This is a genomic window from Rhizobium leguminosarum (assembly GCF_002953715.1).
GTDB classification, from domain to species: Bacteria; Pseudomonadota; Alphaproteobacteria; order Rhizobiales; family Rhizobiaceae; genus Rhizobium; species Rhizobium leguminosarum_V.
Map to the genome: position 1 here is coordinate 4222280 of NZ_CP025012.1, position 14734 is coordinate 4237013.

At 62.1% G+C, this 14734-nt stretch carries 16 protein-coding genes and 2 pseudogenes; 11 read left to right on the forward strand and 7 right to left on the reverse strand.

All coding sequences use genetic code 11. The features are described from left to right. Positions 1-8: 8 nt before the first annotated feature. From CUJ84_RS38815 to CUJ84_RS20975, 3 genes and pseudogenes are all read left to right on the forward strand, one after another. Positions 9-297 (forward strand): annotated as a pseudogene (locus CUJ84_RS38815) (dihydropyrimidinase); the annotation flags it as partial. After that, positions 294-707: a DUF3830 family protein gene (locus CUJ84_RS20970; protein WP_018072093.1), complete on the forward strand. Its 414-nt coding sequence runs from the start codon at positions 294-296 to the stop codon at positions 705-707. The pseudogene CUJ84_RS38815 and the gene CUJ84_RS20970, both read left to right, overlap by 4 nt. A gap of 473 nt (positions 708-1180) precedes the next feature. Then, positions 1181-1357 (forward strand): annotated as a pseudogene (locus CUJ84_RS20975) (ornithine cyclodeaminase family protein); the annotation flags it as partial. Between the two features lie 84 nt (positions 1358-1441). Here CUJ84_RS20975 and CUJ84_RS20980 read toward each other — a convergent pair. From CUJ84_RS20980 to tsaD, 6 genes are all read right to left on the reverse strand, one after another. Beyond that, positions 1442-3121: a glycoside hydrolase family 3 protein gene (locus CUJ84_RS20980; protein ID WP_105007603.1), complete on the reverse strand. Its 1680-nt coding sequence runs from the start codon at positions 3119-3121 to the stop codon at positions 1442-1444. Between the two features lie 213 nt (positions 3122-3334). Beyond that, complete coding sequence (locus CUJ84_RS20985) at positions 3335-3982, reverse strand: class I SAM-dependent methyltransferase (protein ID WP_105007604.1); 648 nt, start codon at positions 3980-3982, stop codon at positions 3335-3337. Beyond that, complete coding sequence (locus tag CUJ84_RS20990; protein WP_105007605.1) at positions 3979-4410, reverse strand: EVE domain-containing protein; 432 nt, start codon at positions 4408-4410, stop codon at positions 3979-3981. Before CUJ84_RS20990 ends, CUJ84_RS20985 begins: the two co-directional genes overlap by 4 nt. Before the next feature lie 2 nt (positions 4411-4412). Beyond that, positions 4413-4706: a YciI-like protein gene (locus CUJ84_RS20995; RefSeq protein WP_011653856.1), complete on the reverse strand. Its 294-nt coding sequence runs from the start codon at positions 4704-4706 to the stop codon at positions 4413-4415. A gap of 9 nt (positions 4707-4715) precedes the next feature. Beyond that, complete coding sequence (locus tag CUJ84_RS21000) at positions 4716-5699, reverse strand: NAD(P)H-dependent glycerol-3-phosphate dehydrogenase (RefSeq protein ID WP_105007606.1); 984 nt, start codon at positions 5697-5699, stop codon at positions 4716-4718. Then, the gene (gene tsaD, locus CUJ84_RS21005) at positions 5696-6817 is read right to left on the reverse strand and encodes a tRNA (adenosine(37)-N6)-threonylcarbamoyltransferase complex transferase subunit TsaD (RefSeq protein ID WP_105007607.1); all 1122 of its coding nucleotides are present in this window, start codon (positions 6815-6817) and stop codon (positions 5696-5698) included. Before tsaD ends, CUJ84_RS21000 begins: the two co-directional genes overlap by 4 nt. Positions 6818-6889: 72 nt before the next feature. On the opposite strand from tsaD, the gene hemC reads away from it, so the two are divergent. The 6 genes from hemC (at position 6890) to CUJ84_RS21035 (ending at position 12746) form a co-directional block, all read left to right on the forward strand. Then, positions 6890-7819, forward strand: coding sequence for a hydroxymethylbilane synthase (hemC, locus tag CUJ84_RS21010; protein ID WP_062941297.1), 930 nt, complete (start codon positions 6890-6892; stop codon positions 7817-7819). Between the two features lie 7 nt (positions 7820-7826). Further along, positions 7827-8534, forward strand: coding sequence for a uroporphyrinogen-III synthase (locus tag CUJ84_RS21015; protein WP_105007608.1), 708 nt, complete (start codon positions 7827-7829; stop codon positions 8532-8534). Between the two features lie 68 nt (positions 8535-8602). After that, positions 8603-9874, forward strand: a complete 1272-nt coding sequence (locus CUJ84_RS21020; RefSeq protein ID WP_199788742.1) for a COG4223 family protein — start codon at positions 8603-8605, stop codon at positions 9872-9874. A 4-nt stretch (positions 9875-9878) separates the two neighbouring features. Then, positions 9879-11501 carry a heme biosynthesis protein HemY gene (locus CUJ84_RS21025; RefSeq protein WP_105007610.1) on the forward strand — a complete coding sequence of 541 codons (1623 nt, stop codon included), beginning with the start codon at positions 9879-9881 and terminating at the stop codon, positions 11499-11501. Between the two features lie 17 nt (positions 11502-11518). Beyond that, complete coding sequence (locus CUJ84_RS21030) at positions 11519-12004, forward strand: TerB family tellurite resistance protein (RefSeq protein ID WP_105007611.1); 486 nt, start codon at positions 11519-11521, stop codon at positions 12002-12004. Beyond that, entirely contained in the window at positions 11973-12746 is a 774-nt protein-coding gene (locus CUJ84_RS21035; protein ID WP_105007612.1) for a glutamine amidotransferase, read from the forward strand. Before CUJ84_RS21030 ends, CUJ84_RS21035 begins: the two co-directional genes overlap by 32 nt. 10 nt (positions 12747-12756) lie before the next feature. On the opposite strand, the gene CUJ84_RS21040 is transcribed toward CUJ84_RS21035, so the two are convergent. Next, the gene (locus CUJ84_RS21040) at positions 12757-13992 is read right to left on the reverse strand and encodes an MFS transporter (protein WP_105007613.1); all 1236 of its coding nucleotides are present in this window, start codon (positions 13990-13992) and stop codon (positions 12757-12759) included. Between the two features lie 139 nt (positions 13993-14131). Here CUJ84_RS21040 and CUJ84_RS21045 point away from each other — a divergent pair, with 139 nt between their 5' ends. After that, the gene (locus tag CUJ84_RS21045; RefSeq protein WP_018448228.1) at positions 14132-14422 is read left to right on the forward strand and encodes a YggT family protein; all 291 of its coding nucleotides are present in this window, start codon (positions 14132-14134) and stop codon (positions 14420-14422) included. Next, positions 14419-14730, forward strand: coding sequence for a DUF167 domain-containing protein (locus CUJ84_RS21050; protein ID WP_105007614.1), 312 nt, complete (start codon positions 14419-14421; stop codon positions 14728-14730). The genes CUJ84_RS21045 and CUJ84_RS21050 overlap by 4 nt, the downstream gene beginning before the upstream one ends. Positions 14731-14734: the final 4 nt, after the last annotated feature.

Sequence of the window (14734 nt, forward strand, 5' to 3'; positions counted from 1 at the left end):
TGAGCAACTACGATCTCATCATCCAGAACGGCACGGTGGCGAGGGGCGGATGCGGACATCGCGATCTGGGATCCAGCCATCGAACGGACCATCCGTCATGCGGAACTGCATGATGGCGCAGACTATTCGCTTTACGAGGGGATCGAGATCACCGGCTGGCCGATAACGACAATTGTCGCCGGAAAGCCTGTCGTCGAAAACGGCGTCCTGGTGGGTACCAAGGGCCACGGGCAATATCGGAAAGCCGTGGCGAGACAAATCAACAAGCAGTCAAATCTAACAAGAGCGACATCATGAAACTGAAAATTACAGCAGGGCCATTCATCTTCGACGCTGTCCTGGAAACTGCCAGAGCGCCCAAAACCTGTGAAGCATTCATCAAGCAGATGCCGTTCGATGGTAAAATCGTGCACGTTCGCTGGTCTGGCGAGGGCGTTTGGATCCCGCTTGGCGACCATGATTTCGGCGTCGGTTATGAGAACCATACAAGCCATCCGGCCCCCGGTCATATCATCCTTTACCCGGGAGGCATTAGCGAAACGGAAATCCTGCTTGCCTACGGAGGCGTCGATTTTTCATCGAAAATGGGCCAACTGGCTGGCAATCATTTCATCACAATCACATCCAATCTCGACCAACTCGCCGAAATAGGGCGCCTCACGCTGTGGGAAGGCGCGCAATCCATTCGATTTGAGGCCGTATCCTAGAGCAGGATTCTAGGCCGGGTCGGCCTAAAATCTGAATCCTATTCTAAATTAAATAGTTAGAGCATGATGTCGTCCGAACACCGCTCACACTTTTCGGCATCATGCTCTAGGCGCGACAGCGCGAGGCGACAGGGTTGACGCCGGCGTGCCAACCGCCTAACGCCGCGGTTGGCACGTTTCCTGCATTCTGGTCTACGAGATTTTCTTCGAGATTTCCAAATAGTAGACGAGGCCCGAAATGTCTTTTGATTTTGACTTCGAACTTGCGAAAAGAGCGGCGCAAGAACTGCCTCCGTCGCAGAAGCAGCCCAAAACGCGTAAGATGTCTCTTCTACAGAGGCTCATGGCTTCGCCGCCAATTCCTCCTCGTCCGCCTCTCAGCATTCTGCGCCCATATAGAGGTGGTGATGCGCAATGACGCTGTGATACCCTTGTCGAACAAGGCGGTGCTGTGCCGACGGTTATATTTCCGTCGAGGCGGCGTCATTCCCACGGATACGGTGCGAGCGACACTTGACGAGCTGTGTCGCAGGGATAGTCCTGCGCCGACGTCCAACGACGAGATCACTCTCTACAAGGCACTCGGAACGGCGTTGGCTGATCTTGCCGCCGCGACGATGGTGTATGAAGCCGCTTTGATCGCCGGCTGACGTCTCTTGGTTCGGGCGATCGCAAATGACGGACGCGCCTGTTGCCCCGTTCCAATAGGCTGGCAGCCTCTGCTCCCAACGACTTCAATAGCGCGCATCTTCAAGGCCACAGAAAGGGTCTACCGGGTTGGTGCCGAGGAAGGGCTTGCGACCGAGCATACAATCAACGACGGCTTCCTGGACGCTGTCCATGGTGGAGTACGCATTGATATAGGCCGGTACGCGCGGCGCGTCGTAAAGGTGATAGGGATGCCCAAAGGAGATCATTACGGAGGGAATATTCGTCCAAGGTCGGTACATGGCCTTGAAAAGGCCCCCACCACCCATCCTATGCCAGTCGACGAATATCCGGCCTCGTACGAGCAGCGACTCGTCGCCTAGCGCGTAGAGGACGAGGTCGAAGTCGTCGGGGGTCGGCACGATGTCCGGTCGGTCGATCGTGACTTCGAAACCTTCCTTCCGCAACAGCGCGGGTAGCAAGAATTCCAGTGGCTGCGGCATGAGCGGATGAATGATGCCGCCATCGACCAGCAGCACGCGCTTTGTTTTCGCCGGATCGAGCGGAAAGATGCCATTGACGTCCTTCACAAGTGTAGGCGAGCGGCCGATGTATTCCCTTGATGCAGTGACATTGTCTGGATGCGCAAGCAGGTGGCGCGCTTCCGCCGCATCGGGGAGGACGTCTGACGGTTGAAAAAGTTTGAGATGGGCCTTGAGCGCCAGCACACGAAGAACCGCTTCCTCAAGTCGTTCCGGCGTAATTCGCCCATCTTCGACGGCAGCCTTGACCGCCGCCATATCCTCCTCAGGTTCATCGCTGAAGAGGATCATGTCGCAGCCATTTGCGATGATATCAGGCAGCGTATCGAGGTGGTGGCCCCAGGCGGACAACCCTCCCATGGGTGTCGCGTCAGAGACGATGATGCCATTGAAGCCGAGTTCGTCTCGGAGAAGATCAACGTTCAGCAATCGGGAAACCGAGGCCGGTCGGAAAGCCTCAAGCCCGGCATCTGGCATCTTCGATCGAATGTAGGCCGGAAGGGAAATGTGCCCGCTCATGATTGCCAACACGCCTTCGGTGATCAGCGTTCCATAGAGCCGGCCGAAGGTTTCCTTCCACTCGTCCATGGAAAGCGGGTTGGTCGTCGTAACGAGGTGCTGATCGCGGTCGTCATATCCCTCGCCCGGCCAGTGCTTTGCCGTGGCGGCAACGCCATTTCGTTGGAGACCGTGAACATGGGCAACCGCGTGCCGCTCGATCTTGTTGACATCGGAGCCGTATGAGCGCGTACCGACAATCGGCGATCGGAACGCGGCATTTATGTCGATGACTGGCGTGAAGGACCAGCGCACCCCCATCGCGCGGCCCTCGCGCGCCAAGATTTCTGAACTTTTCTCGGTCGCCTGAACGTCGTCGACGGCGGCAAGGCCAAGTTGGCCCAGCACCGGAGTGCCGAAAGCGAAGGAATGACGGCTGCCTTCGAGGTCTGCGCTGATGATGGGCGGGACTTTGCTCTTGGCCACGAGGTCAGAGATGACCCGCCGCTCGAACTCGAGGTCAGCCGTGAAGAAGCGGGTTACGCCGCCCGGCCTTAGTGAAGCAATGCGTTTGAAATCCTCCTCATCCGTCCCGATGATGATCAAGGTGAAGAGTTGGCCGATCTTGTCATCGAGATCGAGCGAGGCATAGACGTCGCGGATCCAGGATATCGCAGCGTCGTCGAGGTTGAACGGCGCTTTGCGAAGCTCGTCGTAGATCGTCATAAGTTCCCCCGTTGATCAACGCTCTGCGGATAGCCCGTGTGAATATGCACGCTATCCCGTCATAAGCCAGCGCGGTGATGTCAGGTTAAGTTCGTCGGGAACATTTTGGATATCGAGGGTCGGCTTGAGCAGTCGCTTGAGCAGCGGGCGGCGAAGCGACGGCCGCTTTAGTTCCCCCTGAATGGCCTGGGACATCCGGCTCTCATTTTTGATCTAGGAAGCGAAGCGCCACACCGTCGTCTTCTTGATTTCGCTGTCCTCCAGCGCCCGCGTTACCGGCACCTCATAAACCGCGCAGAATTCCAGCCGATCCCGCGGCAGGTAACTGCGTCCGGGGTCTCCGACCAGCACCCATTTGCCATCAGCTGCCAGCTTCGCGAGCCAGGGAACGAGCGCATCGGCGAAAGCGCGGTCGTAGAAGACGTCGCCGGCAAGCACGACATCCGCATCGACCGCCTGCCCGATCAGATCGGCGCCGGTAAATCCGAGTGAAACGTGATTGGCCTCGGCATTCAGCCGGACTGCCGTCTCCGCCCAGGGATCGATATCGCTAGCCATGACCTCCCGGGCACCGGCCATCACAGCCGCAATGCCGACAAGGCCGGAACCGCTGGCGAAATCCAGCACCCGCTTGCCGCGCACGGTCTCGGGATGATCGAGAACGTAGCGCGCCAGTCCCTGCCCGCCTGCCCAGGCAAAAGCCCAGAAGGGCGGCGGCAGGCCGATCGCCTCCAGCTCCTCCTCCGTCTTCAACCAGAGCTCATGCGCCTCGCTTGCCAGATAGAGCGAAATCTCCGGCACATGCGGCGGCGGCATCAGGCTGGTATTGGCGCGGATGAAGGCTTGTGGATCAGTCTTCAACGCGGCGGATTGTCCAGTCCACCCATCCGGCAGACTTCGAGATATTCTTCCTCGGTCACCGGCTGCACCGAAAGCCGCATCGAGGTGACGAGCGCCATCTTGGCGAGCTTCTCGCTCGCCTTGACATCCTTCAGCGTCACCGACTTCGGCACGTCCATGACGGCGCGGATATCGACGCAATCCCACTTCGGATCGCCCTTGGCGGAAGAATCGGGATGCGACAGGGCGCAGACTTCGACGATGCCGACGATCTCCAGCCCGTCATTGGAATGATAGAAGAACCCTTTGTCGCCGATCTGCATCGCCCGCATGTTGTTGCGCGCCAGATAGTTGCGGACGCCGGTCCATTCTGTGCCCTTTTCGCCGGCAGCCTTCTGCTGCTCCCAGGACCAGGAGGCAGGTTCGGATTTATAGAGCCAGTGCGCCATGCTCACGCCTCCGGTTTGTTGAAGACCCAGTTGTAGGCCTTCACCTCGACGCTTTCGAATAGCCCGGCCTTGGCATAGGGATCGGCATCGGCAAGCGCACGCGCCGCCTCTTTCGATTCCGCTTCGACGATGATCAGGCTGCCGCAGGGCTTGCCGTCGTCATCGAGAAATGGGCCGGCGATCTTCAGCGTTCCCTCGGCATTCAGCTTGTTCAGATGCTCGATATGCGTCGGACGCGTATCCATGCGCACGTTCAGGTGTCCCGGTTTGTCCTTGCAGAGAAGGGCGAAAAGCATGTCTATCTCCTATTCGGTGGTGATCGGACGCGTCATCAGCTGCTCTATCGCCTCTGATATATCGAGCTTGCCGTCGATGATGGCGGAAATGGCATCGGTGATCGGCATGCTGACCTTCAACTCCGCCGCAAGCCGCGAGGCGACGGAGGCTGCAAACGCGCCTTCCACCAGCGCACCCTGCAGGGGATCGGTCTTTTCGCCGCGCCCGAGCGCGATGCCGAAGCGCAGGTTTCGCGATTGATGGCTCGTTGCCGTCAGCACCAGATCGCCGAGGCCGGAAAGTCCGCGCACCGTATCCGCCTGCCCGCCCTTGGCGACGACGAAACGCGACATCTCGGCAAGACCGCGTGCAATCAGCGCCGCACGCGCGGAATCGCCGATGCCACGGCCTTCGACGATGCCGCAGGCGATCGCCAGCACATTCTTCAGCGCGCCGCCGAGCTGCACGCCGATCCGGTCGTTGGAAGCGTAAAGCCGGAAGGTCCGCCCGGAAATCGCCTGAGCGAGCCGCTCCGCGATTTCCATGTCGGCTGCGGCAATCGCCATCGCCGTCGGCAGGCCTTTGGCGATATCGGCGGCAAAACCCGGGCCGGAGAGCACGGCGACGGGATGGTCCGGCAGTTCCCGTTCCAGCATGTCGGTCAAAAGGTTGCCGGTCGCCCGTTCGATACCCTTGGCACAGGTAACGACCACAGCATCCTTGGAAAGATAAGGTCCGTATTGTCGCGCCGCATCGGCCTGCGCCTGCGACGGCATTGCAAAAAGCACGATGGAGGCACCAGTGATCGCATCCGCCTCGGCGGAAAATTCCAGCGTATCGGGCAGGAGAATGCCGGGCAGCACCGCATCATGCAGCCGTTCGGTCTTCAGATCGGCAATCAGGGACGGATCGCGCCCGACGAGTGTCACGGTGCTGCGGCCGGCAAGCGCGATGACAGCGGCAAGCGCCGTGCCGAAAGCCCCCGATCCGACGACGGCGATGTTTTCGCTCATGCCTTGGCCCCTCGTTTTCCGAAGCCGATCAGCGTTTCCGCATTGGAATCGAGCGGCCAGCGCGAACGTGGTTGTACGTCGAGCGTATCCGGCGCGGCACCGGTCGCCATCCGTTCCAGTCCTGCCCAGGCGATCATCACGGCGTTGTCGGTGCAGAGGTGCAGCGGCGGCGCGACAAAGCGGAAGCCGTTCTTGTCGCACAGCGCCTGCAGCGTGCCGCGCAGTTCGAGATTGGCGGCGACACCGCCGGCAACGACGAGCGCCGGCTTTTCGCCAGTAGCAGGGCCAGTAGCAGGGAATGTCGTCGAAAATTCCGTCTTGAACCGCTGCAGGCCACGGCCGATACGGTCCTTCAGCGTCCGCGAAACTGCCTTCTGGAACGAGGCGCAGATATCCGCCACGTCCTGATCGCTAAGCGGCGCGATATCCTGCGCCGCCTGCCGCACCGCTGTCTTCAGGCCGGAGAAGGAGAAGTCGAGCCTCGCCTCACCGACCAGCGGCCGCGGAAAGTCGAACCGATCGGGATTGCCGTCCCGCGCCATCCGTTCTACCGCCGGTCCGCCGGGATAGGGCAGGCCCAGCAACTTTGCAGTCTTGTCGAAGGCTTCGCCCAGCGCATCGTCGATCGTCGTGCCCCAGCGCTCATACTGTCCGACGCCGCGCACCAGGATGAGCTGGGTATGGCCGCCGGAGACGAGCAGCATCAGATAGGGAAAGGAAAGCCCATCCGTCAGCCGCGCCGTCAGCGCATGGCCTTCGAGATGGTTGACCGCATAGAGTGGCTTGCCGGCGGCTCTGGCAATCGCCTTGCCGGTCATCAACCCCACAAGCAACCCGCCGATCAGCCCCGGCCCCGACGTGGCGGCGATGGCGTCGACATCGTTGAGCGACACATTGGCGCGCTTCAGCGCCTCCTCGATCAGCTCGTCCAGCGCCTCGACATGGGCGCGTGCGGCGATCTCTGGCACCACGCCGCCATAGGCGCTATGCTCGTCGAGCTGGGAAAGCACCACGTCCGACAGCACGTTGGAACGCCCCTCGGCATCGCGCTCGACGACCGCGGCGGCGGTCTCATCGCAGCTCGTTTCGATGCCAAGGATGCGCAGAAAGGGAACCATGAAGCCTGTTCGTTGATTGCGATGGGATGGAAACCCGTTTACGAGAACTCCGGTAACAACGGAATAGAGCGGATGCAAACAAAACCTTTCCGGATCGGCACGCGAGGCAGCCCGCTGGCACTTGCCCAGGCGCATGAGGCCCGCGACAGGCTGATGGCGGCGCATCATCTGCCCGAGGACATGTTCGAGATCGTCGTGCTGACCACCAAGGGCGACCGCATCACTGACCGGTCGCTGGCCGAGATCGGCGGCAAGGGCCTGTTCACCGAGGAGCTTGAACAGAAGCTTACCGCCGGCGAGCTCGATTTCGCCGTGCATTCCGCCAAGGACATGGCGACGAAGCTGCCCGAGGGGCTTTATCTCTCCGCCTATCTGCCGCGTGAAGATATCCGCGACGCCGTCATCGGCCGCACCGCGCGCAAACTGATCGACCTGCCGCATGGCGCAACCGTCGGTTCCTCATCGCTCCGCCGCCAGGCGCTGATCCGCCGTATGCGGCCTGACATCAACGTCATTACCTTCCGTGGCCTCGTCGAAACCCGCCTGCGCAAGCTCGAACAGGGCGAGGTGGATGCGACCCTGCTGGCGCTTGCCGGCCTGAAACGCCTCGGCAAGGTCGACGTACTGACCGATATCCTTGATCCCGACACCTTCCCGCCGGCGCCGGCGCAGGGAGCGATCTGCATCGAAAGCCGCATCGGCGATGCCAGGGTCGACGATCTGCTGGCGCCGGTCAACGACGCGCCGACTTTCGACACCGTCTCCTGCGAACGCGCCTTCCTCGCCGCACTCGACGGTTCCTGCCGCACGCCGATCGGCGGTTATGCCGTCTGCGAAGGCGACCTGATCCGGTTCTCCGGCCTCATCATCACCCCCGACGGCCGCAGCCAGCATGCGGTGACCACCGATGGCCACCGCCGCGATGCGGCAGCACTCGGCACCCGCGCCGGCCAGGACGTGCGTGCAAGAGCTGGCAGCGCCTTTTTCGACGACTGGCACTGAAGCGGCCATGCGTGTGCTCGTCACCCGCCCCGCGCATTCGGCGACGAGAACCGCACAACGTTTGCGCGATATGGGCCACGAGCCCCTGCTGCTGCCGCTGCGTCAGCCGCTGCACGACAGCGCCGCCGCCCTAGCCGCGCTTGCAAACACCAGCAGCGCAATCGCCGTGACCAGCGCCGAGGCCATCAGGGTCCTCTCCGCTCTCGGGGAGAAACTTCGTCCGCATCTTGCCCGCCCGCTTTTTGCCGTCGGCGAAACGACGGCCGAAGAAGCGCGCAGCCTTGGTTTCCGATCCGTCGCCTCATCCCAGGGCAACGGCCGCGATCTCGCCGATCTCGTCTCGGCGGAGAAACCGGGCACGCTGCTCTACCTCGCCGGCACCCCGCGCGCCGAGACTTTTGAAGCAAGATTGCGCGAACTCGGCATCCATGTTTCCGTCGCCGAATGTTATCGTATGCAACCGGTCGTCCCCGATCCCGCCGAGATCGATGCGATCTTCGCTAACGGTTACCCGGACGCCATCCTCTTCTATTCCCGGCAGACGGCCGAGGATTTCTTTCGCGCGCCGGAACTGCAATCGGCCGTGCCGAAACACAGCGGAATCCGCCTTCTCTGCCTCAGCGAGGCGGTGGCGCAAGCCATCCCGACCGCTTTCAAAAAAAACGTAACGATTTCGCCGATGCCGGATGAGAAAAGCCTTTTGTCGCTGCTTTGAAGGCTTTAGCTGCCCAAATTTGATCTAACCTCTTCCCTTAACTGGCATCACTGTCTAGTTTCGTTGCAATGCAGAATAAAGAGGACCTCATGGTATCGGGAAACCCGCCACGCCATTCGAAGAGCGCCGACGAGCCGGTCACGATCGACCTCGATGCACAGGAATTCGCCGCTGCAGCCGATACCGAAAAACCGGTCGACAACGAAACTGCCGACGCCGACAGCACCGCTGCCGCCGATGTCGGCCTGCCGCCCGAAACCGAGACTGCGTCGCATGCCGAAGATGAAGAGAAGCCTGTGATGGACGCGCCGGAGGAGGAACCGGCAGCTCCGGAACCTTCCTTCACCCCTCCTCCCGAACAGCCTGCGCCGAAGAGCGCCGGCACCTCCGGTCTCATTGCCGCCGGCATTTTCGGCGGCCTCGTGGCGCTGCTTGGCGCCGGCGCTATCCAGTATGCCGGCTACCTCCCGGGCTCCTCCGCGCCGCAGACGACCTCGCCGGAAATTGCCGATCTTTCCGGTGAGATCGATGGCCTGAAACAGACCGTCGCCAACCTTGCCGCCAATCCGGCGAGCGCGGATATTGGTGAGCTTGAGAAGCGCATCGCTGCGCTGGAAACGGCTGCAAGGGCCCCCGCGGCCGGCGCGCCAGCCGATTCTGGCAACGTCGATGCACTCAACCAGAGGATTGCGGAACTGACCGGCCAGGTCGACCAGCTGCGCTCGACGCTTGCCCAGTCATCCGAGCAGCAGACGACGAACGGCGCCGATATCGCCAAGCGCCTGGAAGAGGCAGAAAAAAAGCTGAACGAGCCGCGCGAGGACGTCGCCGTTGCCCGGGCGATCACCGCTGCCGCCCTGAAGGCGGCGATCGATCGCGGTGGCCCGTTCCTGGCCGAACTCGACACCTTCGCCGGCGTCGCACCCGACGATCCAGCCGTTGCCGATCTCCGAGCCTTTGCCGAGACCGGCATTCCCTCACGCGCCGAGCTGGTGGGCGAGGTTGCCGATGTCGCCACCGCGATCGTCGAAGCCGTCAACCAGCCGGATCCGAACCAGAGCTGGTCGGACCGGTTGATGTCGAGCGCCAAATCGCTGGTGAGTGTCCGTCCCGTCGGCAATATCGAGGGCGAAAGCGTCGAAGCCATCGCCGCCCGCATGGAGGACAAGGTGAAAAGCGGCGACCTGCCCGGCGCATCCGCCGAATGGAACAATCTGCCGGCTCTCGGCAAGCAGGCGTCCAGCGCCTTCAAGCAATCGCTCGAAGCGCGCATCCGCGTCGAGGAACTGGTCGGCGGGGCGCTGTCGAAAGCGGTTTCCGGAACCGGCAAGGAAGGATGAGACCATGCTGATCCGCCTTGTCGCCTTCGCCCTCTTCGTGCTGCTTCTTGCCTATGGCTTCTCCTGGCTCGCCGATCGTCCCGGCGACCTCTCGCTGATCTGGGAGGGCCAGATCTATCAGACGAAGCTGATCGTCGCCGCCAGCGCGATCATCGCTCTCATCGCCGCCGTAATGATCGCCTGGTGGTTCGTCCGCCTGGTCTGGACCTCGCCGCATTCGGTGACGCGTTATTTCCGCGCCCGCAAGCGGGACCGCGGTTATCAGGCACTGTCGACCGGCCTGATCGCCGCCGGCGCCGGCAATGCGCTGCTCGCCCGCAAGATGGCCGCCCGCTCGCGTGGCCTCATCCGCGCCGATCAGGAGCCACTGATCAACCTGCTCGAGGCCCAAGCCGCCCTGATCGAAGGCCGGCATGACGAGGCGCGCGCCAAGTTCGAGGCCATGGCCAACGATCCCGAAACGCGCGAACTCGGTCTGCGCGGCCTCTATCTGGAAGCCCGCCGTCTCGGAGCCAACGAGGCCGCCCGCCAATATGCCGAAAGGGCTGCCGACAACGCGCCATATCTTCCCTGGGCCGCACAGGCGACGCTCGAATATCGCAGCCAGGCCGGCCGCTGGGACGATGCGATCCGCCTGCTCGAACAGCAAAAGGCTGCCCGCGTCGTCGAAAAGGCCGAAGCCAACCGTCTGCACGCCGTCCTCCTGACGGCGCGCGCCGGCGAGAAGCTGGAAAGCAACCCGACGGGTGCCCGCGACGACGCCCTGCAGGCGCTGAAGCTTGCCGCCGATTTCATTCCGGCGGCCCTCATTGCCGCAAAGGCGCTGTTTCGCGAAGGCGGCGTGCGCAAGGCCGCCTCGATCCTCGAACAGGCCTGGAAATCGGCACCGCATCCCGAGATCGGCCAAGCCTATGTCCGGGCCCGCAGCGGCGATTCCACGCTCGACCGGCTGAAGCGCGCCGAGCGGCTGGAAGGGCAGCGCCCGAACAACGTCGAATCCCTTCTCGTCGTCGCCCAGGCAGCACTCGACGCGCAGGAATTCGCCAAGGCCCGTGCCAAGGCGGAAGCGGCGGCCCGCATGCAGCCGCGTGAAGCCGCCTACCTGCTGTTGGCCGACATCGAAGAAGCCGAGACCGGAGATCAGGGTCGCGTGCGCCATTGGCTGGCCCAGGCGCTCAAGGCGCCGCGCGATCCGGCCTGGGTGGCAGACGGCTTCGTCTCGGACAAGTGGCTGCCGGTATCGCCGGTGACCGGCCGTCTCGACGCCTTCGAATGGAAGGCGCCCTTCGGCCAGATCGAGGGTCCGCTCGAAGATGGTTCGGCGCCGGCCTCGATCGAAACGGCTTTGAAGACACTGCCGCCGCTGCGTGACGTCAGGCCGGAAAGCCCGGTTAACGACCATCGCATCATTGAGCTGGAACGCGCCGCGACGATTGCCGAGGCTGTGCGCCCCACGCCGGCACCGGCACCGACATCGGCAAAACCGAAACCCGTCGAACCGGCCGCCGGCGATAAAGCGCCCGCGCCGAGCGAGACGAAACCTTTCTTTGGCGGACTGCCGGATGATCCCGGCGTTCGCGATCCCAGGGTGGAACCGGAACCCAAGACACGGCTCCGCCTTTTCTGAAATGGAACGAAAACCGCATGTTCGAACGCTTTCAGGCATTCTTCCAGAATCTCACCGCCGACCACCCGAAAAAAGGTTTTGCCCCTGATGATCCCCGCATCGCAGTGGCCGCGCTCTGCATGCAGGTCATGGAGGCCGACGGTCAGATCAAAGCCAGCGAGAAGAAGCGGCTGCGCAAGCTCCTGAAGGAGCAGTATGCACTCGACGGCAAGCAGCTCGATGCTCTGATAGCCGCCGGCCTTGAGGCCGAAAGCTCCGCCGTCGACTATTATCGCTTCACCGCCGACCTGAAACGTCATCTCAATACCGAGCAACGCCTCGAGCTGATCGGCATCCTCTGGGACATCGTCTATGCCGATGGCGAGCGCAGCGAGATGGAAGACCATGTGATCTGGCGTATCGCCGATCTGCTCGGCGTCTCCTCGCGCGAGCGCATCCAGAAGCGGCAGGAGGCCGCCGCCCGGGTGACAGATGTCCAGGTTGCGCAAGATGATACCGACTGAGCAAAACCCGAACCGCGACGGGCGCCCGATCCTCATCGTCCTGCATCAGGAGCGGTCGAGCCCCGGCCGTGTCGGCCAATTGCTCGTCGAAAAGGGCTATCGCCTCGATATCCGTCGCCCGGTTCTCGGCCAGCCGCTTCCGACAACACTGAAAGACCATGCCGGCGCCGTCGTCTTCGGCGGGCCGATGAGCGCCAACGATCCCGATGACTTCATCAAGAAGGAAATCGACTGGATCGACGTTCCCCTGCGGGAAAAACGCCCCTACCTCGGTATCTGCCTCGGCGCGCAGATGCTGGTGCATCATCTCGGCGGCAAGGTGCAGCCGAATGCCGACGGCTCGACGGAGATCGGCTGGTATCCGCTGCACCCGACCGAGAAGGGCCGCCTGCTGATGCACTGGCCGAGGATGGTCTATCATTTCCACCGCGAGGGCTTCGAACTGCCGCGCGGCGCCGACCTCCTGGCCGAAGGCGATGCCTATCCGAACCAGGCCTTCCGCTACGAGGACAACGCCTGGGGCCTGCAGTTCCACGCCGAACTGACCCGGGTGATGATGCATCGCTGGGTCGTGCATGGCGCCCATCGCTTCATCCTGCCGAACGCCCAGCAGGGGCGCGAACATCTCGAAGGCCGCATGCTGTTCGACGCGCCGCTGAAAGCCTGGCTGACCGAATTTCTCGACATCGTCTTCGAGGGAAAGACGGCGATGGCGACGTCCTCTATCGCCCTTCGCGCATAGTCGATTCCGACTATGTGCTGGGCGCGTCCAGCGTATCGATCCTGCGCAGCTTGGGGAAACTCGAAGCCCAGATCGCCGCCACGACAAGCGTTCCGATTCCGCCGATGACGACCGCCGGCACCGCGCCGAAGATCGCCGCCATCGTGCCCGCCCTGAATTCCCCGAGCTCGTTCGAAGCGCCGACGAAGACCATGTTGACCGCATTGACGCGGCCGCGCAGCTGATCCGGCGTCCAGAGCGCAATCAGGCTCTCGCGGACATAGACCGACACCATGTCGGCCGCCCCCATCAGCGCCAGCGCCGCAATCGAGACCTCGGTATTGGTCGAGACGCCGAAGATGATCGTTCCGACGCCGAACAGGGCGACGCCGATGAACATGTAGATGCCGGCGCGATGTTTCAGCGGATAGGCGGCGAGAAAGATCGCCATGACGATGGCACCAAGGCCGGGTGCGGCGCGCAGCAGTCCGAGGCCCCAGGGCCCGAGGGTAAGGATATCACGTGCAAAAATCGGCATCAGCGCCGTTGCGCCGCCGAGCAGCACGGCAAAGAGATCGAGCGAGATCGCCCCGAGCACCACCTTTTCGGCACGGATGAAACTGAAGCCGCCGAGGATCATCGCCCAGCTCTTGGTTTCGCCAGTCGTCTTCTGCACCGGTTTCGGAATCGTGTAGAGAAGGGCGGCACCGAGCACGGAAAAGATCACCGCCACCGTATAGGCGGTCGTCGCGCTGACGCCGTAGAGCAGACCGCCGAGCACCGGGCCGGTGATAGCCGCGAGCTGCCAGGACGACGAATTCCAGGCGATGGCGTTGGAGAGTGCCTGCTCCGGCACGAGATTGGGTGCCAGCGACTGCACCGCCGGCGACATGAAGGCGCGTTCGATGCCGAAGATCAAAAGCACCGCGAAAACAGGCAAGGGCGTGAAGGTTCCCATGACAGTCATAACCAGCAGCGCCAGCGTGCAGAGCGCGCTCACCAGCGAGCAGAGGGCCGCGATCGCCCGGCGATTGTACCGGTCGGCCACCGAACCGGTGACGAGGATGAGCAGCAGCGACGGCAGGAACTGCACAAGACCGATCAATCCGAGATAGATCGCGCTGCCCGTCTGATCGTACATCTGCCAGCCGACGGCGACGCTGACGATCTGCTGCGAGAAGGAAAGCAGGAAGCGCGCGAAGAAGAAACGCGTGTAGGACGGATGCCGGAACGCGGCAAAACGGTCTCCGGTGGGCGAAAACGACATGGATGTTTTCCGAGGAGACGGGCGCCGGAATAGCGGCAAAGCCGCCCGTTAAACATGATTCACCGCGCGTTTCCACACGGCACTTGCCCGTTTAGTCGCCAATGTCTACATGTCTGTCAACAACGAATTGGAGACGATGATGTTTGCGCTGTTTCAAACCATTGATTTGGCTTTGAATATTTACACCTGGATCCTGATTGCCAGTGCCATTTTTTCCTGGCTCTATGCCTTCAATGTTATCAATTCCAGCAATCAGTTCGTCAATTCGGTCGGCACATTCCTCTATAATGTCACCGAACCAGTGCTGAAGCCGATCCGTCGCCTGCTGCCGAACCTTGGCGGCATCGACATTTCGCCGATCATCCTGCTGCTGATCATCTTCTTCCTGCGCACCTTGCTTTGGACCACGCTGTACCCGCTGGTCGCTTGAGCCGTCCCTGGAGCCTTTTCGATGACCATCTGCGCCTCGCCGTCCGGCTGACGCCGAATGGCGGGCGTGACGCGATCGATGGCATCGAGGCCGACGGCGAGGGTGAAGCGTTGCTGAAGGCACGCGTCACTGCCGTGCCCGAGAAAGGCAAGGCCAACAAGGCACTCATCCTTTTGATCGCAAAATCCCTGCGCATTCCCAAATCCAGCGTCAGTCTCGTCTCGGGTGAGACCGCGCGCAAAAAAATCCTCCGAATCGACGGCGATCCGGAGGATTTGGTAAAAAAGCTCGAGATATTTTTAGGCTGAACAA

Bases quoted from the DNA above. Each gene is read 5' to 3' on its own strand.
- CUJ84_RS21020 (WP_199788742.1), top strand. From the start codon at position 8,603: ATGCAGAATAAAGAGGACCTCATGGTATCGGGAAACCCGCCACGCCAT.
- CUJ84_RS21025 (WP_105007610.1), top strand. From the start codon at position 9,879: ATGCTGATCCGCCTTGTCGCCTTCGCCCTCTTCGTGCTGCTTCTTGCC.
- CUJ84_RS21045 (WP_018448228.1), top strand. From the start codon at position 14,132: ATGTTTGCGCTGTTTCAAACCATTGATTTGGCTTTGAATATTTACACC.
- hemC (WP_062941297.1), top strand. From the start codon at position 6,890: ATGCAAACAAAACCTTTCCGGATCGGCACGCGAGGCAGCCCGCTGGCA.
- CUJ84_RS20980 (WP_105007603.1), bottom strand. From the start codon at position 3,121: ATGACGATCTACGACGAGCTTCGCAAAGCGCCGTTCAACCTCGACGAC.
- CUJ84_RS21030 (WP_105007611.1), top strand. From the start codon at position 11,519: ATGTTCGAACGCTTTCAGGCATTCTTCCAGAATCTCACCGCCGACCAC.
- tsaD (WP_105007607.1), bottom strand. From the start codon at position 6,817: ATGGTTCCCTTTCTGCGCATCCTTGGCATCGAAACGAGCTGCGATGAG.
- CUJ84_RS20995 (WP_011653856.1), bottom strand. From the start codon at position 4,706: ATGCTTTTCGCCCTTCTCTGCAAGGACAAACCGGGACACCTGAACGTG.
- CUJ84_RS21035 (WP_105007612.1), top strand. From the start codon at position 11,973: ATGTCCAGGTTGCGCAAGATGATACCGACTGAGCAAAACCCGAACCGC.
- CUJ84_RS21040 (WP_105007613.1), bottom strand. From the start codon at position 13,992: ATGTCGTTTTCGCCCACCGGAGACCGTTTTGCCGCGTTCCGGCATCCG.
- CUJ84_RS20970 (WP_018072093.1), top strand. From the start codon at position 294: ATGAAACTGAAAATTACAGCAGGGCCATTCATCTTCGACGCTGTCCTG.
- CUJ84_RS21015 (WP_105007608.1), top strand. From the start codon at position 7,827: ATGCGTGTGCTCGTCACCCGCCCCGCGCATTCGGCGACGAGAACCGCA.
- CUJ84_RS20990 (WP_105007605.1), bottom strand. From the start codon at position 4,410: ATGGCGCACTGGCTCTATAAATCCGAACCTGCCTCCTGGTCCTGGGAG.
- CUJ84_RS21000 (WP_105007606.1), bottom strand. From the start codon at position 5,699: ATGAGCGAAAACATCGCCGTCGTCGGATCGGGGGCTTTCGGCACGGCG.